Origin of the sequence: Streptomyces sp. NPDC052012 (genome assembly GCF_040689265.1) — a bacterium.
GTDB lineage: Bacteria > Actinomycetota > Actinomycetes > Streptomycetales > Streptomycetaceae > Streptomyces.
In genome coordinates, this window is record NZ_JBFAXA010000005.1 from 86,022 (window position 1) to 104,134 (window position 18,113).

General features: G+C 73.4%; 17 protein-coding genes and 1 pseudogene. 8 read left to right on the forward strand and 10 right to left on the reverse strand.

Annotated elements, in window-relative coordinates; genetic code table 11:
* Positions 1-23: 23 nt before the first annotated feature.
* Together AB0412_RS11990 and AB0412_RS11995 are read right to left on the reverse strand one after the other, a co-directional pair.
* Positions 24-177, reverse strand: a pseudogene (locus AB0412_RS11990) (FMN reductase (NADPH)); the annotation flags it as partial.
* 424 nt (positions 178-601) lie between these two features.
* Positions 602-778, reverse strand: a complete 177-nt coding sequence (locus AB0412_RS11995) for a hypothetical protein (protein WP_366402418.1) — start codon at positions 776-778, stop codon at positions 602-604.
* A 218-nt stretch (positions 779-996) separates the two neighbouring features.
* On the opposite strand from AB0412_RS11995, the gene AB0412_RS12000 reads away from it, so the two are divergent.
* Together AB0412_RS12000 and AB0412_RS12005 are read left to right on the forward strand one after the other, a co-directional pair.
* Positions 997-1,437: an SPW repeat protein gene (locus tag AB0412_RS12000; protein WP_366402419.1), complete on the forward strand. Its 441-nt coding sequence runs from the start codon at positions 997-999 to the stop codon at positions 1,435-1,437.
* A 165-nt stretch (positions 1,438-1,602) separates the two neighbouring features.
* Positions 1,603-1,866, forward strand: a complete 264-nt coding sequence (locus tag AB0412_RS12005; protein ID WP_366402420.1) for a GlsB/YeaQ/YmgE family stress response membrane protein — start codon at positions 1,603-1,605, stop codon at positions 1,864-1,866.
* Positions 1,867-2,011: 145 nt separating this feature from the next.
* On the opposite strand, the gene AB0412_RS12010 is transcribed toward AB0412_RS12005, so the two are convergent.
* Positions 2,012-2,962 carry an NAD(P)-dependent oxidoreductase gene (locus AB0412_RS12010; protein ID WP_366402421.1) on the reverse strand — a complete coding sequence of 317 codons (951 nt, stop codon included), beginning with the start codon at positions 2,960-2,962 and terminating at the stop codon, positions 2,012-2,014.
* Between the two features lie 42 nt (positions 2,963-3,004).
* Positions 3,005-3,781 carry a GNAT family N-acetyltransferase gene (locus AB0412_RS12015; protein ID WP_366402422.1) on the reverse strand — a complete coding sequence of 259 codons (777 nt, stop codon included), beginning with the start codon at positions 3,779-3,781 and terminating at the stop codon, positions 3,005-3,007.
* 375 nt (positions 3,782-4,156) lie between these two features.
* On the opposite strand from AB0412_RS12015, the gene AB0412_RS12020 reads away from it, so the two are divergent.
* Positions 4,157-4,642 carry a nucleoside deaminase gene (locus AB0412_RS12020; RefSeq protein ID WP_366402423.1) on the forward strand — a complete coding sequence of 162 codons (486 nt, stop codon included), beginning with the start codon at positions 4,157-4,159 and terminating at the stop codon, positions 4,640-4,642.
* A 159-nt stretch (positions 4,643-4,801) separates the two neighbouring features.
* Here AB0412_RS12020 and AB0412_RS12025 read toward each other — a convergent pair whose 3' ends face one another.
* A complete protein-coding gene (locus AB0412_RS12025; protein WP_366402424.1) occupies positions 4,802-5,455 on the reverse strand; it encodes a chaplin in 654 nt (217 codons plus the stop codon).
* Positions 5,456-5,742: 287 nt separating this feature from the next.
* On the opposite strand from AB0412_RS12025, the gene AB0412_RS12030 reads away from it, so the two are divergent.
* From AB0412_RS12030 to AB0412_RS12040, 3 genes are all read left to right on the forward strand, one after another.
* Positions 5,743-7,359 (forward strand): alpha/beta hydrolase, encoded by a 1,617-nt coding sequence (locus AB0412_RS12030; RefSeq protein WP_366402425.1) that lies wholly within the window; start codon positions 5,743-5,745, stop codon positions 7,357-7,359.
* A gap of 145 nt (positions 7,360-7,504) precedes the next feature.
* On the forward strand, positions 7,505-8,599 hold the full coding sequence (locus AB0412_RS12035) for a chemotaxis protein (protein ID WP_366402426.1): 1,095 nt from the start codon (positions 7,505-7,507) through the stop codon (positions 8,597-8,599).
* Positions 8,600-8,862: 263 nt separating this feature from the next.
* Positions 8,863-10,311 carry a SpoIIE family protein phosphatase gene (locus AB0412_RS12040; protein ID WP_366402427.1) on the forward strand — a complete coding sequence of 483 codons (1,449 nt, stop codon included), beginning with the start codon at positions 8,863-8,865 and terminating at the stop codon, positions 10,309-10,311.
* Between the two features lie 33 nt (positions 10,312-10,344).
* Here AB0412_RS12040 and AB0412_RS12045 read toward each other — a convergent pair whose 3' ends face one another.
* Positions 10,345-11,838, reverse strand: coding sequence for a hypothetical protein (locus AB0412_RS12045; protein WP_366402428.1), 1,494 nt, complete (start codon positions 11,836-11,838; stop codon positions 10,345-10,347).
* 247 nt (positions 11,839-12,085) lie between these two features.
* Between AB0412_RS12045 and AB0412_RS12050 the strand changes: the two genes are divergently transcribed.
* Both AB0412_RS12050 and AB0412_RS12055 read left to right on the forward strand, forming a co-directional pair.
* Positions 12,086-13,222 carry an aminoglycoside phosphotransferase family protein gene (locus AB0412_RS12050; protein ID WP_366402429.1) on the forward strand — a complete coding sequence of 379 codons (1,137 nt, stop codon included), beginning with the start codon at positions 12,086-12,088 and terminating at the stop codon, positions 13,220-13,222.
* Positions 13,223-13,608: 386 nt separating this feature from the next.
* On the forward strand, positions 13,609-15,522 hold the full coding sequence (locus tag AB0412_RS12055) for a peptidoglycan recognition family protein (protein ID WP_366402670.1): 1,914 nt from the start codon (positions 13,609-13,611) through the stop codon (positions 15,520-15,522).
* On the opposite strand, the gene AB0412_RS12060 is transcribed toward AB0412_RS12055, so the two are convergent.
* The 4 genes from AB0412_RS12060 to AB0412_RS12075 all read right to left on the reverse strand — a co-directional run bounded on the left by AB0412_RS12060 (position 15,485) and on the right by AB0412_RS12075 (position 18,082).
* Positions 15,485-15,982, reverse strand: coding sequence for a hypothetical protein (locus AB0412_RS12060; protein WP_366402430.1), 498 nt, complete (start codon positions 15,980-15,982; stop codon positions 15,485-15,487). The two genes, AB0412_RS12055 and AB0412_RS12060, sit on opposite strands and share 38 nt — an antisense overlap.
* A 57-nt stretch (positions 15,983-16,039) precedes the next feature.
* Positions 16,040-16,639, reverse strand: a complete 600-nt coding sequence (locus tag AB0412_RS12065; RefSeq protein ID WP_366402431.1) for an ABATE domain-containing protein — start codon at positions 16,637-16,639, stop codon at positions 16,040-16,042.
* 144 nt (positions 16,640-16,783) lie between these two features.
* Entirely contained in the window at positions 16,784-17,686 is a 903-nt protein-coding gene (locus AB0412_RS12070; protein WP_366402432.1) for a universal stress protein, read from the reverse strand.
* Between the two features lie 153 nt (positions 17,687-17,839).
* Positions 17,840-18,082 (reverse strand): DUF397 domain-containing protein, encoded by a 243-nt coding sequence (locus tag AB0412_RS12075; RefSeq protein WP_366402433.1) that lies wholly within the window; start codon positions 18,080-18,082, stop codon positions 17,840-17,842.
* Positions 18,083-18,113 lie beyond the last annotated feature (31 nt).

The following is an 18,113-nucleotide window of genomic DNA, read 5'->3' on the forward strand; positions in this document are numbered from 1 at the left end:
CGCACGGGAAACGTCCCTCAGCCGGCCTCGGGCGCCAGGGTCGGGGAGCCGTCGTCGTGCGCGGTGATGTGCCGGTCAAGGGTGAACCAGCCCTGCACTATGTGCGCCGCACCCATGGGGTTCAGCACCGGGCGCAACGCGTAGTCGATCGCCAGCACATGGGCTCGTGGAACCACCAATGCGCAGGAGCCGGTTGGTGCGTGAGGAGGCGGAAGGGCTGCCGGAGACGGACAGGACGGTGGCCATGGGGGCCCTCTTCGCGGCGGGAGGGCAGGAGCGGGCATCCGGATCGACGGGCGCGCAGGGCGCCGCGCATCGGATGCCTGGATTCAGGTGCCTGGATTCAGGCGCCTGTGCAGGATGCCTGGGTGCAGGCGCAAGGGAGAAGCGGCTCGCGGACGCCCCGGGGTGCGGCGTGAGGCACTGCGGAGATCGGCGGCGAGGGCTCTGATCAGACCGCGGTGCTGCAGCAGGCGCTGGAGACGCGTGCGAGGTCGACGAGCCGTCGCCGCGTGACGTCCAGTCGCGTGGTCATGCCGGAGACCGTGGCAGATCGCCGGCCGGGACCGTCAAGGAGATCCCGGCCGGTCTCGCATCGCGGTCAGTCGTCCTCCGGCGGCACCACGACGAGGAAGGCGTCGGACCTCAGGTCCATGACCACCGTCGCCGGCTCCCCCTCGGCGCGGCACCGCGCCGCGTACTCCTCCGCCGGCCACGATCCGCGCGGCGACCCCGCGGGGAACCGCTCCAGCACCTTCGCTCCCGACGTCGCAGCCATGGGGGCGGACACCTCCTGTCGACCTGTGACTCCTGGTCACGTCCTGTCTGTCCTGTCTGTCCTGTCCGAGCGCCTGCCCCGGTTCGGCGCGGACATGTCGCGGCACCCCCGTCTGACCTCTACACATAAAGGGAAAATAAGCGCAAACTAAACCTACGCGGCGCTTACCGCATACCGCATCAGACGCGGTCAGGCCTGCTAGTCGAAGGAGACGACCCATGGCCAACGTCTCGCACCCCAGCGGCGACATCACGACCCACCCCGACGCATCGGAGATGCGGGCCCGCTACGAGCGCATGCTCGGCGGACGTGACGTGGTCCTCGTCGACGGACCGGTGTTCCTGCTCGGTCTGTACTGTGCGGTGTCCCCGTGGATAGTGCACTACACGACGAGCCAGCCCGCGCTCGTGCCCCACAACCTGATCGTGGGCATCGCGATCGGCCTGCTCGCCCTCGGGTTCACCGCGGCCCCGGCGCGCATGTACGGCCTCAGCGGAGCCATGTGCGCCCTCGGCGTGTGGATGATCATCTCGCCGTGGATCGTCGGCGAGAGCCCGGACGCCGGAGTCATCTGGAACAACGTCGTCATCGGCGCCCTGACCCTGCTCCTCGGCCTGATGTGCGTCGCCACGGCGGCCAAGAGCACCCCACGGCCTTAGCCCAGGCCGTTCCCCCCGGTCGTGAAGGGAGCCGAGCGCCGGCCCGCGCCCGCCGCGGGCCGGCCCCTTCTCCGGCCGTCCGCCGTCCGTGCCACGGCGGGGTGACTGTCCCCGGCGCCATGGGGCACACGCTCTACAGCGGGGGTCAGGAGGAAGAGGGGCGAGATGGAGATCGACGGCATCATCAGTGCCATCGTCATCGGCATTGTCATCGGCGTCCTGGGCCGACTCGTGGTCCCGGGCCGCCAGCGCATCGGGATTCTGTGGACGATCCTCGTCGGCATCGTGGCCGCACTCATCGGTTCGGCGATCGCGGCGGCGTTCGGGGTGGCCGACACCAAGGGCGTCGACTGGGTCGAGTGGCTGATCCAGATCGGCCTCGCCGCGCTCGGGGTGACCGCACTGGACCGGGCGAAGGCACGCCGCTGACGGCCACCGGCAGCGGCGCGAGGCACATTCGGAGAACGGGTCCGGGGCGAGCACGGTGTGAGGTGCTCGCCCCGGACCCGCGCGCGTACCCCGCCGCACCGGACCCGCACGCGTACCCCGCCGCACCGGTCGGGGCCGCCGGCCCTCAACGGCTCCTCGCGGGCATCCCCGCCCGCATCGCCGCGAGGCCCTCCCGAGCGGACGGGTGCGCCGGGGTCCAGCCCAGCTCGCGCTCCGCCTTGGCCGTCGACACCCGCAGCGTCGTGGACATCACGGTGTGCGCGTACGACATGGGCCGCATCAGCCACCGGGGTACCGTCATCGGCTCCGGCAGCCCGAACTCCTCCGCCACGCACAGGAGATGGGCACGGAAGCCGAGCGGGGTGCGGTCGGCGACGTTGTACGCCTGCCCCGGGCGCCCGCGCTCCACGGCGGCCACCACGGCGCGGGCGGCGTCACCGAGTTCGACCCACGGCAGCACCCTGTCCCCGTCACCCGGGACGGGCAGCTGCCGCTTGCGCAGCAGCGGCAGCAGGGCATCGGTGCCGCCGGGGCCGTAGAACAGGCCGAAGCGCAGGGCGATGCCCTCGAGGTCCGCGGTCTCGAAGGTGAGGCGTTCCTTGGTGCGCATGCCCGCGATGTGGCGCTCCAGCGCCGGATCGGCGCCCGGCGGGCCGAACGGGTCCTCCTCGGTGACGACACGGCCGCCATGGTCCCCGTAGCCGTAGCCGAAGACCATCGACTCGGCGACGAAGCGGCGGGCGCCGGTGGCCCGGGCGGCCTCGACGAGGTGGGCCGTGCCCTCGGTGCGCAGCCTGTTGGTGGCGTCCATGTCGCGGTGTCGCATCGGCGGCTTGCGCAGGGCCGTCGCGGCGTGGATCACGGTGTCGAAACGGTGCCCGTCGACGGCCCGCAGCAGTGCGTCGCGGTCCGTCAGATCGGCCCGGATGTCGTTGCCGGGCCCCCGCCCGAGCCCGGTGACCTGGTGCCCGGCGTTCGTCAGCTCACGGGTGACGTGCCGCCCGAGCACTCCCTGGGCGCCGGCGAGGAGGACGCGCTGGTTCTTGTGGATGCTCATCATGACCGTGCGACGCATCGGGCGGCCGCGGATGTGACATCGCGACCGCGCGGGACGTCGTCACGGCACGTACACGTACGGAGTCGTCGTGGTGAGAGCGGTGAAGCCGAGGCGTTCGAGGACGGGGCGGCTCTGCTCGGAGGCGTCGACCTGGAGGTGGCGGTAGCCGCGCTCGGCGGCGATCCGTGCCCGGTGCGCCACCAGGGCCCGGTAGATCCCCCGGCCGCGCCACCCGGCGACGGTGCCGCCACCCCAGAGCCCGGCGAATTGGGCGCCGGGCACCAGCTCCATCCGCCCGGCGCTCACCGGTTCGCCACCGGCGAGGGCGACGACGGCGACGACCGTGCCGGGGCCGGCCGTGAGCCGGGCGAGCAGCGCACGGCGCAGCCGCGACGCGTCGGCGCCGAACGCCTGCTCGTGCACGTCGGCCATCATCTCGACGCCGGCCCGGTCGGTGACGGGCAGGAGGCGGATGCCGGCGGGCGGCTCGGTGCCGAGGTCCAGCTCGGCGGCCTCGGCGATCATCAGCGTCTCCTCCGGTCCGGGGGTGAAGCCGGCCGCCACGAGCCGCCGCCCGAGGTCCGCGGGGAGGTCATGGCCGTACAGCTTCCACTCGAACTCGAGGCCGAGCGCGGAGAAGTGGGCGATCTGCTCCGCGATCGCCGCGTCCGCGTCCGTCCTGTCCAGGGCGGACCACAGGACGCCGTTCCAGCCGTGCTCGGGGGCGGTCTGCCGCACGACGGCCCCGGTGCGCTCGACGCGAGCGCCCGGGCCGTCGGGCCGTGCTCCCGCACGCTGGTCACGATCGAACAGGGCGAGTGCGCCGGCATGATCCATGGGACCCACTCCACCACCGGCACGGCGAGCGGGGCAACGCGATTACGGGGCTGCTCACGGCGGCACCGGGACGGTCTCCCACGTGTCGGAGCGCGCGCTCAGGCCCTGTCGTCACCTTCCCGGCGTCCGCCCGAAGGGCGGGCCTGGCGGCGTCAGGTGCGTGCTCCGGGGGTCCCCCCGGCCGGAGGCTGGGGGAGTGCCGGGCGTCGACCGGCGTACTGGTTGTACGTGGTCGGCGCCCGGCGCGGCGAGTGGGGGCACCTCCCACGCCCTCAAGGCAGTGGGGGAACGTGCATGGCGTCGCCAGGCAGGCGGGAAGGTGACGACACGGCCTAGGGTGGCCGTCGACCGCACCGTCGTCACGGGAGGACGCCCATGGTCGTGAAGGATGCCGAGCTGGCCCATCTGCGCCGCTGCGTGGAGCTGGCGGCCGAGGCGCTTCAGACCGGTGACGAGCCGTTCGGGTCGGTCCTCGTCGCCGGGGACGGGACCGTGCTCGCCGAGGACCACAACCGCGTGGCCTCCGGGGACCGCACCCGGCATCCCGAGTTCGCCCTGGCGCGGTGGGCGGCCGAGCACATGACACCGGAGGACCGCGCCGCCGCCACGGTGTACACCTCCGGTGAGCACTGCCCGATGTGCGCGGCGGCGCACGCCTGGGTCGGTCTCGGCCGCATCGTGTACGTGGCCTCCTCCGAGCAGCTGACGAGCTGGCTCGCCGAGCTGGGTGTCCCCGCCCCGCCGGTGCGGCCCCTGCCCGTGGGGGAGGTCGCCCCCGGGGTGACGGTGCAGGGCCCCGTCCCCGAACTGACGGACACCGTCAGGGAGCTGCACCGGCGGTTCCACCGCGCACAGGGCTGACTCGACGCACCGCCCGGACACCGGCACCGGGTGGCATCCGCCGGTGCCGCGAGACCGGGTCGGGGCACCGGCCGGCCCCCGCAGGCGGAAGCCCGGTCACGGGTGACCCCGGCGGGTGGTCGCCGCGGGCCTCCCGGCCGGGGCCGGGGCGCACAGCGTTCAGCCGTCCCCGCGTGGGCGGAAGCGGCGGTGGAGGGCGACGCCGCTGAGGAACAAGGCCGCGCCGGTGGCGACGACCGGCAGGGTGTGGTCGGCGCCGGTCTCCGCGAGGGCGCCGGCGGTCTGCGGCGCCGGGTCGGGGACCGGGGCGGGCAGGGGGCGCGGCGGGGTGGACCGCTCGGGCTCCGGCTCGTCCGGCCGGTCGGGCTTCTCGCCCGAGGTGTTGACGGACTCGTTGTCGACGGCGCCGTTGCCGACGCCGGCCACGTTCACGCTGTTACCGCTGACGTTGACCGGCAGGTCGACGGGCAACTGCACACCGTTGCCGGACACCACGCCCGGTGAGCCCTGCGCGGTGCTCTCGGCGGACGCACCGCCGGAGGACGCCGACGATCCGCCGTGCCCGCCGCCCGAGTCCTCGTTGACGCAGGTGTTGCCCGCGGCGGGGTTGAGGAGCCCCACCACGTTCACCGTGTTCCCGCACACGTTCACCGGGACGTGCACCGGGAGCTGAACGGTGTTTCCGGAGATCACCCCGGGTGAGCCGACCGCGGCTCCCTCGGCCCCGGCATCGGCGTACGCCGGCATGGCGACGCCCATCGCGCCCGACGCGGCCGCGACGGCGATCACACCGTTACGGGTAACCCGTCTCATAGGTCCCTGCCTTCCAGACATGGTCGCGGGCACTCGCCCGCACCCGGTAGAACGCGGGCCCACCATCCGAGTTATGGCTTATCCGTAAGTCACTTCCCGTTCACCCCATCGGGCGCCCCGCTGCTCGAAACTCCGGCAAAGCACTCGAACTCACGGGGGCCGGGACCTCGCCCCGCCGACGCGCGCAGGGGCCGTCCGGCCGACAGGCGAGGCCCGCGGGGCCCGCTTATCGTGGGCGAGGGCGCCGGTTCCCGGCCCGCTGTGGGGCGGCGACCCTGGAGGCATCGATGCTGGCCAAGCTGTCCGTGCGACCCTCGGTCCGGCGCTGCGCCGTCACCGCGGCGGCGGGGCTCGCCCTGCTCGGCGCGGGCCTCCCGGCCGTCGGCGCCGAGGACCCGGACCTCCGCCGCTTCACCGACCAGAAGATCAAGTGGGTGGCGTGCAAGGGCACGGACATGCCGAAGGACCTGCAGTGCGGGAAGATCACCGTGCCCCTCGACTACGCGGCGCCCGACAAGGGCACCCTCGACCTGGCCCTCGCCCGCTACCGGGGCACCGGCGACCCGAGGGGATCGGTGCTGCTGAACTTCGGCGGTCCCGGCGGTTCCGGCGTCCTGGGACTCGCGCACGGCGGCAAGGAGTTCATGGGCCTGACCGACGAGTACGACGTGGTCTCCTTCGACCCCCGCGGCGTCGGCCGGTCCGCACCGGTCAGCTGCGGCGAGGATGCCACCAGCCAGGCGCTGGAGGTCACCGACGGCGAGGACATGTCCGACCCGGCGGGCATGCTGCGGCAGTTGCGCGAGGTGGCCGCCGCGTGCGCCGAGCACTCGGGGCCGGTGCTGCGCCACATGGGCACGGTGGACGTCGCCCGTGATCTCGACCTGATGCGCGAGGTCCTCGGCGACGACAAGCTCAACTACCTGGGCTTCTCCTACGGCACCCGGCTGGGCGCGGTGTACGCGGCCCAGTTCCCCGACAGGGTGGGGCGGTTGGCGCTGGACGGGGTGGACACCCTGACCGAGCCGCTGACCGAGCAGGGGCTGGTGAGCGCCGAGGGACAGCAGAAGGCGCTGGAGAACTTCCTCGCCTGGTGCACCGAGGACATCGCCTGTCCGTTCGGGCAGGATGCGCGTGCCGCCCGGCAGCAGGTCGTGGATCTGGTCGAGTCGCTCGACGAGAACCCGGTGCCCACGGACTTCGGTTTCGAGTTCACCGGTCAGGATCTGGCCGGTGCCATAGGACAGGGCCTGTACAGCAAGGAGCTGTGGCCGCTGCTGCAACGGGCGCTCGCCCAGCTGATGGAGGACGGGGACACCCGCGGTGTGGAGGCGTTCGCGACGGGCGGCGTGACGATGCCGATTCCGGTGCCCGTGCCGGTGCCGGTACCCGAGCCGGAGCCGGTGACGGTGCGCTCCGACGACCCTCTGGTCGACGAGGACGAGGTTCCCCTGGACAACCTGCCGGCGGCGCTGATGGCGGTGAACTGCGCGGACGATCCCGACCGCCCGCCCGCCGAGCAGGTGACCCGTGACCTGGCCCGGCTCCGGGACGCCTACGAGCAGGCCTCGCCGGTCTTCGGCCGCTACCGGCTCGCCCAGGTGCTGCTGTGCCACGGCCGCCCCAAGGGGACCGACTACATCCGCGAGCGGGTCAAGGACCTCGACACGCCGAAGATGCTGCTGGTCGGCACCCGGGGCGATCCGGCGACGCCGTACGAGTGGACGGTGCAGACGGCCGAGCGGCTCGGTTCCGCGGCGGTGGTGCTCGACCACCGCGGCGAGGGCCACACCGGCTACGGCTCCTCCAAGTGCGTGCAGCGCAAGGTCGACGACTTCCTCCTGTACGGCTCGCTGCCCAAGCACGGCAGCTCCTGCGGCGCCGAGGAGGACGAGCGCGGGTAGCAGGACCCGGCTGTGCCCCGGGGCACCGTCACCGCGGCGCCCGACGAGGGCGGGGCGCCGGCCGGCGGGCTCGCCGCGCCCGGCCCCCGGCCGTCGACGAATTGCCCCGAATGCCCTACAGCGGAATCGGCTCTATGGTGCTGTCATGGAGCACGATCTGAGCCCCGCGACCCTTGCCGAACTGCGCCGTCCGCGCCCCTACCCGGCGGTGTCCGTGCTGACGCCGACGCACCGGCGCGATCCGCTCAACACCCAGGACGCCGTGCGGCTGCGCAACGTGGTGGCCGAGGCCAAGCGGCAGCTGGAGGCGGATCCCGCGGTCACCCGGGACCGGCGGACCGAGGTGGCCCGTCAGCTCGACCGGGCGCTGTCCGAGGTGGATCTGACGCACTCCGAGGACGGCCTGGTCATCTTCGCCGCCCCCGGCGAGCACCAGGTGTGGTCGCTGGCGCGGTCCGTGCCCGAGCGCGTGGTGCTCTCGGACACCTTCCTCACCCGCAACCTGGTCTCCGCCCACACGGCGGAACGGCCGTTCTGGGTGCTGTCCGTCTCCGCCGACCGGATCACCCTGTGGAGCGGCGGTGTGGACCGGGTCGTCGAGGAGCGCGACGGCGGCTTCCCGATGACCCGGCGCGCGGAGAACTTCGACCCCGAGCGGCTGGAGCGGATCGGCGACCAGCCGAGCGCGTTCCGGGACGAGGGCACCCGGCACTTCCTGCGGGACGCCGACGCCGCGATGGACGCGGTGCTGCGCCGCCACCCCCGGCCGCTGTACGTCACCGGTGAGCCGGCCGCCCTGTCCGCGCTGAGCGAGGTCGGCAGCGTCACCAAGGACGCCGTGCACGTCCAGCACGGCGGGCTCGCCCACGGCACCCACGAGGCGGTGTGGCAGGCGATGCGTCCGGTGCTGGAGGAGGAGGCCCGGCAGAGCACCGCGCAGGTGCTCAAGGAGCTCGAAGCCGCCCGCGGGCGCAAGGAGTTCGCGGCGGGTGTCGACGAGCTGTGGCAGAGCGCCAGGGACGGCCGGGTCCGGCTGCTGGCCGTCGAGGAGAACTACCGGGTGACGGTGCGCGACACCGGCGAGCATCTGGTGATCGCCGCGAACGGTGATCTGGACGCCCGCGACGACATCGTGGACGAGATCGTCGAGCAGTGCCTGGAGACCGGCGCCGAGGTCCGCTTCGTCCCGGACGGCACGCTCGGGGACGCGGACGGGATGGCGGCGGTGCTGCGGTACTGAACAGACGCCCTTCCGACGAACAGGTGACCGAGCCGCGACGGACTGGCCGACCGCACGTCAAGTCACTTGCGTATCATGGGAGTTGGCCCGTCGATCGGGCCTCCCCCCCATACCCCTGAGTAACTCCGCGAAGACGGTGGCATATGCCAACGGCACCGCCTTATCGTGTGTTGCCGAATCCCTTACGGGCCGTCGCGGGCTGTGCAACAGTCGTAACGGTCCCTCCGTCTCGAAGGCCGTACCGTCCCGCATCGGAGTGCGTCATGCCGTCCCACCTCTCCGCGGACCGCTCAGCCGCCCAGCCGCCAGGGCGCGGCTCGGTCGACGCGCTCATCTCCCAGACCCGGCGGCTCAAGGGCGACGTGGACGCGGTACGCAGGGACACCCCGGCCGACGGGGCGGACCCGCAGGAACGCTTCCAGCGCGCGCTGTACGACCTGGCGCTGCATCAACTCAACGACCTGGACGAGCACTTGGCGCAGCTGCGGGACGACCCGCCGCGCGCCTCGGGGCCGCAGTCACCCCCGCCACCCGCCCCCCGGCACGACTCCCTGCTCAGCCGGGTCGGCAGTGCGGAGTGGAACCTGCTGACCGACGAGGCCAGCTGGTCCCCGGAGCTGTACACCGTGCTGGGCCGCGACCCCGCCGCTCCCCCGCTCACCCTCGACGAGCTGCCCTCCCTCGTGCTCGACGAGGACCGGCCGAGACTGACCTCCATGGTCACGGGCTGCCTCGTCGACGCCCGGCCCATCGACGGCGAGTTCCGCGTCCTGCGCCCCGACGGCGGCGTACGGACCGTGCACATGATGGGCGAACCGGTGCTCGGCGCCGACGGCAGCACCGCCTCGATGTGGGCGGTGCTGCGCGACGTCAGCGAACTGCGCCGCTGCCGCAGGGCGGTGAGCGAGACCCGTGACTCGCTGCACCACCAGCGGCAGGCGGCCGCGCAGACCGAGCACCGGCTCGCGGTCGAGCTGCAGGAGGCCGTGCTCCCGGCATGGCACGGCTCCCTGCGGCTCCCGCACACCGGTCCGCGCACGGCGGCGCATGCCCACGTCGGTCCGCCCCAGCTCGACATCGCCGCCCGGCACCTGCCGTCGTCCACGGGACCCCGGATCGGCGGCGACTGGTACGACGCCCTCGACCTGTCCGACGGAACGACACTGCTGAGCGTCGGCGACCTGACCGGGCACGGGGTCGGCGTGGCCTCCGCCCGGGCGATGCTGCTCGGCGCCGTACGCGGCATGGCGATGGCCGGCACCGCCCCGGGCCCGCTGCTGACCTGCCTCAACAGCCTGCTGGACGCCGCCGTGCAGCCCGCCCTGGGCAGCGCCGTCTGTCTGCGCTACCGGCCCGGCACCCGCCTGCTGGTGTGGGCGCGCGCCGGACACCCCGCCCCGCTGCTGTTCCGCGGCGGGATGGGGCGTGCGCTGGACGCACCGGACGGCGTGCTGCTCGGCGCCTCGCCCGGCACGTCCTACGGGCAGGCCGAGGAGACCCTCGAGCCCGGCGATCTGCTGCTGCTGCACACCGACGGCCTGGTGCCGGGGCACGCGGGAGCGGCGGCCACCCACCGCCTGCTCGCCGCCCTGAGCCCGCACCTCGCCGGGGCCGCCACCGCGCAGGACTGTGTCCGGGCGGTGGTACGGGAGTTCGGCGAGCAACGCCGCGAGGACGACGCCTGCGTGCTCGTGGCTCGGGTCACCGCGTAGGAGGCCCAGCCGGAAGAGGGCAAGGCCCTCCCCTCACGCCGGCGCGGTGTTGCCGCCCTTCCCCCTCGGCCTCGGCAGCGCCAGTTCGATCTCCTCGCGCAGTTCCTGGATCCTCGGGTAGTCGGCGAACTGCGCGGTGAGCCGGTACATCTGGCGCAGCCGGTCCCAGGTGCGGTGGGAGGAGTTCTGCCCCATCGACACCAGGGCCAGCCGGGCGAACCGGTCCGCCTGTTCGGGGTCGTCGGCGATGAAACAGGCCGAGGCCATGGACAGGAAGTCGAAGATCTTCGACCGCTGCTGGGCGTCCACCCGCAGGGCCAGCGCCTTGTCCGCGTAGTGCTGGGCATGTGCTGCGGCGCCCGGCTCGAACTCCGCGAGCGTGCGGTAGGCCAGGGCCTGCATGCCGTACAGATCCGCCTCGTTGAACAGCTGCATCCAGCTCGGCGGCGGCACATCGCCCTTGTCGGAGACGAACAGGTCCTCGGCCCGGCCCAGGGTGCGGCGCATGGCCTGCCCCCTGCCCATCGAGGCCTGTGCCCAGGCCTCGATGGTGTGGAACATCGCCCTGGTGCGCGGCAGGACCTCCTGGCCCGAGCCGGACTGGGCAAGCTTCATCAGGTCCAGGGCGTCGTCGGGCCGTCCGAGGTGCACCATCTGACGGGCGGCCCGGGACAGCGCCTCGCCGGCGCGCGGCCGGTCGCCGCCCTCCCGGGCGGCGTGGGCGGCGATGACGAAGTACTTCTGGGCGGTGGGTTCGAGGCCGACGTCGTGGGACATCCATCCCGCGAGGACGGCGAGGTTGGCGGCGACGCCCCACAGGCGCCGCTGGAGGTGGGGTGGGTGACGGTAGGAGAGCATGCCGCCCACTTCGTTGAGCTGGCCGACCACCGCCTTGCGCTGGAGACCGCCGCCCCGGGCGGCGTCCCAGGCGCGGAACACCTCCACGGAGCGCTCCAGTTCCTCGATCTCCTGCGACCCGATGGGGGCGGCCTCGTAGCGGTCGAACCCAGCGGGGTCGGCGTGCAGGGGTTGGTCGAGGCGGGGAGCGTCGGCGGTCAGGGCCGGATCGGTGTGCAGCCAGTCGTGCATGGCGCTGCTGAGTGCGGAGCCCGCGGCGAGCGCGGCGCCCGCGCCCACCAAGCCGCGTCGGTTGAGCATGAGGTCCATTCCCGTGAATTCGGTGAGGACCGCGGCAGTCCGCTCGGGCGCCCACGGCACTGAGTCGGGATGTTCCGCGCTCCCGCCGCCCTGCCGTTTCCCTGTACGCCCGTGCCGGACCAGACCGAGGTCCTCGATGGTCACGACACGGCCGAGACGCTCGGTGAACAGAGCCGCCAGCACCCGCGGCACCGGATCGCGCGGGATCTCTCCCATGTCGATCCACCGCCGCACCCGGGAGGTGTCGGTCGCCAGCTGGGGGTGGCCCATGGCCGCCGCCTGCTTGTTGACCAGCCTCGCGAGTTCGCCCTTGGACCAGCCGGCCAGGCCGAACAGGTCCGAGAGCCGGGTGTTGGGTTGTCCGCTCACGTAAGCCCCCAGGTTCTCGGCTGAGTTGACAGTAGCCCGGTGAGAGTTGCCGGGCGACTATTCGCCACGGTTCGCCAGGGTGCGCCAGATGGTGTGCCAGGGGACATCGGGTGTCGAGTAGGAATGCGCCACCACGACCTGGCCGCCCTTCTCGGTACGGCCGGCGCATTCCCCCAGGGTGCGCCCGGAGGGCCCGGGCCGGGTGGGGCACTGACGTCGCAGGCACACGAAGGGATCTGTCTCGCCCATGTACGCAGCATCGTCCTCCGTGTCCGCCCCGCCCCGGCCGCTTCGTCCGCGTCCGTCGGACAGCGGCCCCTATCTCGCCCCCGCGCGCCCGGCGGCTCCCGTGCTCGGCGCGGGACAGGTACGGCGCGCTCCGGGGCCCGGCACCCAGCTCAGCGGCAGGCTCGACCTGTCCGGTCCGCAGGGCGCCCAGTTGCGCACGGCGATCGCCGCGGTGCACCGGATCTGCCCGGAGTTCGCCCCGGTGCAGGTGCTGCGCCGCAGCGGGCGCTCCGTCCTGCTGGTCGGCACCACCGGCCGCAGCACGGCGGTCGCCAAGTGCTTACTGGACCACTCCCCCGCCTGGTCCGAGCGGATCCGCCACGAAATAACGGCGTACCGCTCGTTCGTCCGGCAGCGCCCGCCGGTGCGGGCGCCCCGGCTGATCGCGGCGGATCCGGACAACTGCACGCTGGTGATCGAGCGGATGCCCGGCCGGGTGGCGGCACTTCAGCGGCACCCGGTGGAGGCGCCGCCGCGGGCGGACATCAGGGCGGCACTCGGAGCGATCTGCCGGCTGAACTCCTGGCGGCCGGCGGCGGGGACGTTCGACGCCCCGCTGGACTACGCGGCGCGGATCGCCCGTTATCACGAGCTGGGTCTGCTCACCGACCGGGACATGGGCGATCTGCAGAAGCTGCTGCACGGCATCGCGCACGCGGCCGGCCGGCAGGGCCTGGGCCAGTTCTGCCACGGGGACGCTCTGCTCTCCAACATCCTGATGTCACCGGCCGGTCCGGTGCTGGTGGACTGGGAGCACGCGGGCTGGTACCTGCCCGGCTACGACCTGGCGACGCTGTGGTCGGTGCTCGGGGACGCGCCGGTGGCCCGGCGGCAGATCAGCCAGATCGCGCAGGCGGCCGGCCCGGCCTCGCGGGATGCCTTCCTGGTGAACCTGATGCTGGTGCTGACCCGCGAGATCCGCACCTATGAGACGGCGGTGCAGCGTTCCATGCACGACGCGGCCCCGGCGGCACCGGGTTCGGGCCACCCGGGTGCCGTTCCGTCCGGCGAGGAGCAGCGGCTGCTGCTGCGGCGGCTGCACGACGACTGCCAGCTGGCGCGGCGGGCCGTGCGCGCGGCGGTCGGCACCCGCTGACTTACGACGATCCGCGGCGCGTCCGAGTCGGACGCGCCGCGGATCGTCGTATGCCAGGGACGGGACGGCGGAGTGTGCGGGGTCTGCGGGTGTGCGGGGTCTGCGGGTCTGCGGGATTTCCGCACGAGGCCATTGGTGTACGCCAGTGACGCGGCGCAGGCCGCGTGGCCGTCGCCACGAAACTCCCGCACACCGCGATTGACGAGGGAATTCTCCTCCTCGTGGGCATGATTGACGGATCGTCGGACCGGCGGTACCACAGACGCACCGCCCGGCCCCGTACGGCTCACCCCGCCCGTTCGTCCCAGGAGGCTGCATTGCGAGGATCCGCCGTCGAATCCGTCCGGCCGGCCGGGCGGCGTCGCGTCCGGGGTGCCGTCGGCGCCCTGGCCGCCGCGACGCTGACGCTGCCGCTGCTCGGCGCCGCCCCGTCCGAGGCGGTGCCGGTCTCCGCCCGGCTGCAGCAGGCGTTCGCCGCCGCGTCCGCCGAGTACGGGGTGCCGCAGAGCGTGCTGCTCGGGGTCTCCTATCTCCAGTCCCGCTGGGACACGCACGGCGGCGCCCCGAGCGTGACGGGCGGCTACGGCCCGATGCACCTCACGGACGCCCGTACCGCGCTCGCCGCGGCGGACCACCACGGCCGGGGCACGGAGGACCCCCGCGGCGACGAGGCCCGCCCCGCGCTGCGGCCCGAGGCGCTCCCCGCGCGCACCGGCGCCCTCCCGGCCCGGCTGACCACCCTCCTCGAAGCCGCCCGGCTGACCGGGATGAGCCCCGAGCGGCTGCGCGAGGACCCGGCGGCGAACGTGGCGGGCGGTGCCGCGCTGCTGGCCGAGGCCCAGCGGGAGCTGGGGGCGCCGGCGAGCGGGGATCCGGCGGACTGGTACGCGGCGGTGGCCCGCTTCTCCGGCGCGGACGACAGCGCGACGGCGACGGCGTACGCGAACGACGTGTTCGCGGTGATCCGCGGCGGTGAGGCGCGCACCACGGACGCCGGTCAGCGGGTCGCCCTGGCCGCCCGTCCGGGCCTCGTGCCGGACGGATCGGCGGTGCGGCGGGCCGGCCTGCGCTCCGCCTCCGCCGCCGGGACGGAGTGTCCGGCGACGGTGTCCTGCGAGTGGATCCCGGCGCCCTACGAACAGTTCGGGGAGGGCGACTACGGCAACCACGACCTGGCGAACCGGCCCGCCTCGCAGCCGATCCGGTACATCGTCGTCCACGACACCGAGGGCGCCTGGGAGGGCGTCCTCGACATGGTGCAGGACCCCACCTATGTGTCGTGGAACTACAGTCTGCGCTCCACGGACGGGCACATCGCCCAGCATGTGAAGGCGAAGGACGTGGCCTGGCACGCGGGCAACTGGTACGTCAACGCCGGGTCGATCGGCCTGGAGCACGAGGGCTTCCTGGCGGAGCCGGACGCCTGGTACACGGAGGCGATGTACCGGTCGTCGGCCCGCCTGGTGCGGTACCTCGCCGAGAAGTACGACATCCCGCTGGACCGGCACCACATCCTCGGCCACGACACCGTGCCCGGTACAACCGCCGCCACCATTCCCGGCATGCACACCGACCCCGGGCCCTACTGGGACTGGCGCCACTACTTCGAGCTGCTGGGCAGCCCGCTCGAGGCCACGGCCGGCAAGGACGCCGCCCTGGTGACGATCCGCCCCGACTACGCCGCGCACCGCCCGGTGTTCACGGGCTGCGAGCGCGCGGGCGAGCCGTGTGCCGTGCACGGGTCCAGCGCGGTGCGGCTGTACTCCGACCACGACGAGAAGTCCCCGCTGATCAGGGACATCGGCCTGGGCTCGGCCCCGACGACCGGGGTGAACGACCTGTCGTCACGGGTGTCGACCGGCCAGCAGTTCGCGGTCGCCGACCGCTGGGGCGACTGGACCGCCATCTGGTATCTGGGCCAGAAGGCCTGGTTCCACAACCCGCGGAAGCAGCCCACGGCCGTGCCCGCGGCGGGCCGGACCGTGACCCCACGCAAGGGGCTGAGCTCGGTGCCGGTGTACGGGCGCGCGTACCCGGAGGCGTCGGCCTACCCGGCGGGCGTGCCCGCCCAGGCGCTCTCCCCGCTGCCGTACACCCTGCCCAAGGGGCAGAAGTACGCGGTCGGCGGCGAGATGCCCGGCGAGTACTACTACGCGGTGACCTTCGACGCGTCCAGGCACCGGGTGGTCACCGGCAAGGACCGGTACTACCAGATCCAGTTCGGCCACCGGATCGCGTTCGTGCGGGCGGCCGACGTCACGGTCAGCCCTGTTGGAAAAGCTCCGCGGGGAGGGGCTTGAGCAGGGCGTACAGGTCGTCCGTGATGGGCCGGTCCCAGGCGGCGATGGTGACCAGCACGTTGTCGCTGCGGTCGAACTGCACGCAGGAGATCCGGCCCTCGGAGAGCTTCACCCGGCGCACGATCAGCAGGTTGTCGCCCTGCATGACAGGCACGTCCTCGGTGCCGACGACGGTCACTTCCTCGTCGTTCTCCAGCGCCAGCAGCAGCTGGGCCACCTCGAAGGGGACTTCGCCCTCGGGGACGTCGCGGGCCGGGGAGCCCTCGGGCAGATTGCCGATGATCATGGCGGGGCCGCGGCCGCCGAAGAGGTCGTAGCGCAGGAAGACGCCCTGGCAGCTGCCGTCGGGCGCGGGCAGCAGCCCGGCACCCAGATTGCCGGGCCAGTCGCCCGGGTCCATGGCCAGTACGTCGAAGTCGGGCCCGGCGGGAGTGGCACTGCGGCGGCGGAGGAACGACATGCCGCCATGGTACGTGGCCGGGCCCGCGTCCGGTCGGCCGGGCGCCGCCCGGTCGGGCTACGCGGCCCCCCGGTGCCGCTCGTGGTGACGGGCGACGCGGGCCCGGTTCCCGCAGGCCGGCTTGCACCACTCCTGCCGGGGGTGCGCCTTGAGGAAGTACCGCACACAGCGGGGCGCGTGGCAGGCCCGCAGCCGCTCCCGCTCGGGGCTCGCGAGGAAGGTGATGGCGGCCTGCGCGAGGTCGGCGGTCAGGTCGCCGCCGGTCGTGGTGGACCGCCGGTGCAGGACCGGCGCGGTGTCCTCGGGCCAGTCCAGGACGGGCACGGTGGGGACGCGTGCGGCGGCCTCGTTCAGCCGCCGCACGGCTTCGGACGCGGGGATCAGCCGACGCGCGTCCGCAGGACTCGGCTCTCCGGGCCGTACGGCCCGTGCGAAGAGGGCACGCACCGCCGCCCGCAGCTCCAGCACGGCGGCGAGGATCTCGGCGTCGACGGTGTACCGGACGGCGCAGGGGAGGTCGTCCGCATGAGCACGCACCCAGCCGGCGAGACCGCTGGGCTCGACGAGGTCGTCCGCGACACCGCCGTCGCCGTCGTGCCGGACGGTGAGGGCAAGATCGAGCGCAAGCCGGGCGTCCCGGCTGATCGCATCCCGCATGGCGCTGATGATAGAGGTGCGACCACCCATTGACTCCGGGCACCCGCAACGCGCCCCACAGGGGCGCTGGGAACTGCGCGACCAGCCACGAACGACCCGCACTCGCCCGGCGACCACCGCCACAACGGGGCCCGGACGAACCCCCTACTCCTCCGAGGGAGCCGGCGGCACCACCGCAACCGGACACCCCGCATGCAGCAGAACCGCCTGAGTGACCGACCCCATCATCCGCGCCGGAGCCAGCAACCTCCGCCGATGGCGCCCCACCACGACCAGCTCGGTGTCCCGGGAAGCCGCGACGAGGTGCCCCGCGGCATCACCGGCCGGTACCCGGACCTCGGCGCTCACCTCGGGATGCACCTTGCGGTGCGGCGCGACGAACCCCTCCGCCAGCGCGAGCGTCTCGTGCGCGATCGCCTCCTGGTCGACCTGCGGTCCCGGCATCTCCCCCGGCAGCATCCAGGTCTGCAACGGCCACGGGTACGCCGCCACGACGTCGAGCCGCGCGCCGCGCATCGCCGCCTCGGCGAAGGCGAAGCCGAGCGTCGTCTCGTCGGGGCTGTCGGCGTGCAGGCCGACCACCACGCGCGGGCCGGACGCGGCCGGGTAGTCGCCGTGGACCTCTTTCCCGGGCCGGGGCACCACGACGACGGGGCATTCGGCGTCGCGGGCGACGGCCTGGGAATTGGAGCCGAGGAGCAGGCTGGCGAAGCCGCCGCGTCCCCGGGAGCCGAGCACCACCAGCTGTGCCGTGGCCCCCAGCTCGGCGAGGACGGCGCCGGGGGCGCCGTCCAGGGCGGTGTAGTCGACCGGCGGGAGTGCGCCGCGGCCGGCCAGGTGCTCGCGGACCTGGTCGAGGACCAGGCTCTGGGCCGGTTCCGGTGGCGCCGCGGCCAGCACCTCGGGCTGCGCCCACATGGGGTACTGGCGTACGTGCACCACCCGCAGCGGGGCCTCGCGGCGGTGTGCCGCGTCGAGCGCCCATTCGAGGGCGCGCAGGCTGTCGTCCGAACCGTCGACCGCCGCGATGACCGGCTGGCTGCTCATGGGGATCCCTCGCCTCCGCAGTACGACCTTCGCCTTGCCCGCTCAGCCTGGCCCAGGCATGACCGCGCGGAGGCGTCTACGCTCGCGTGTCCGGAAAAACGGAGGGCACACTCCCCGGTTCAGGTGCAGGCCCGATTCAGTGGCAGGCCCGGTTCAGGTCAGGTCGAACTCCCCCTCCCGGGCTCCCGACACGAACGCGCCCCACTCGTCGGGCGTGAAGATCAGGGAAGGGCTCTCCGGACGGCCACTGTTCCGCATGGCGATGAAGCCCTCCACGAAGGCGATCTGGACATCGCCCCGGCCTCGGCTGCTGGACTGCCACTGCGCGTTGCTGAGGTCCAGGTCCGGCTTGTCCCAGCCCATGAGCGGGCGCTGCTGGGTGGTGCTCTCGGCCACGTCCGTGCTCCTCCCGTTTCTCCGTCGTCCG

Coding starts and splice junctions, on each gene's coding strand:
- AB0412_RS12060 (WP_366402430.1), bottom strand. CDS start 15,982: ATGTCGTTCCTCCGCCGCCGCAGTGCCACTCCCGCCGGGCCCGACTTC.
- AB0412_RS12035 (WP_366402426.1), top strand. CDS start 7,505: ATGGAGCACGATCTGAGCCCCGCGACCCTTGCCGAACTGCGCCGTCCG.
- AB0412_RS12005 (WP_366402420.1), top strand. CDS start 1,603: ATGGAGATCGACGGCATCATCAGTGCCATCGTCATCGGCATTGTCATC.
- AB0412_RS12020 (WP_366402423.1), top strand. CDS start 4,157: ATGGTCGTGAAGGATGCCGAGCTGGCCCATCTGCGCCGCTGCGTGGAG.
- AB0412_RS12015 (WP_366402422.1), bottom strand. CDS start 3,781: ATGGATCATGCCGGCGCACTCGCCCTGTTCGATCGTGACCAGCGTGCG.
- AB0412_RS12070 (WP_366402432.1), bottom strand. CDS start 17,686: ATGAGCAGCCAGCCGGTCATCGCGGCGGTCGACGGTTCGGACGACAGC.
- AB0412_RS12030 (WP_366402425.1), top strand. CDS start 5,743: ATGCTGGCCAAGCTGTCCGTGCGACCCTCGGTCCGGCGCTGCGCCGTC.
- AB0412_RS12040 (WP_366402427.1), top strand. CDS start 8,863: ATGCCGTCCCACCTCTCCGCGGACCGCTCAGCCGCCCAGCCGCCAGGG.
- AB0412_RS12000 (WP_366402419.1), top strand. CDS start 997: ATGGCCAACGTCTCGCACCCCAGCGGCGACATCACGACCCACCCCGAC.
- AB0412_RS12065 (WP_366402431.1), bottom strand. CDS start 16,639: ATGCGGGATGCGATCAGCCGGGACGCCCGGCTTGCGCTCGATCTTGCC.
- AB0412_RS11995 (WP_366402418.1), bottom strand. CDS start 778: ATGGCTGCGACGTCGGGAGCGAAGGTGCTGGAGCGGTTCCCCGCGGGG.
- AB0412_RS12010 (WP_366402421.1), bottom strand. CDS start 2,962: ATGCGTCGCACGGTCATGATGAGCATCCACAAGAACCAGCGCGTCCTC.
- AB0412_RS12025 (WP_366402424.1), bottom strand. CDS start 5,455: ATGAGACGGGTTACCCGTAACGGTGTGATCGCCGTCGCGGCCGCGTCG.
- AB0412_RS12050 (WP_366402429.1), top strand. CDS start 12,086: ATGTACGCAGCATCGTCCTCCGTGTCCGCCCCGCCCCGGCCGCTTCGT.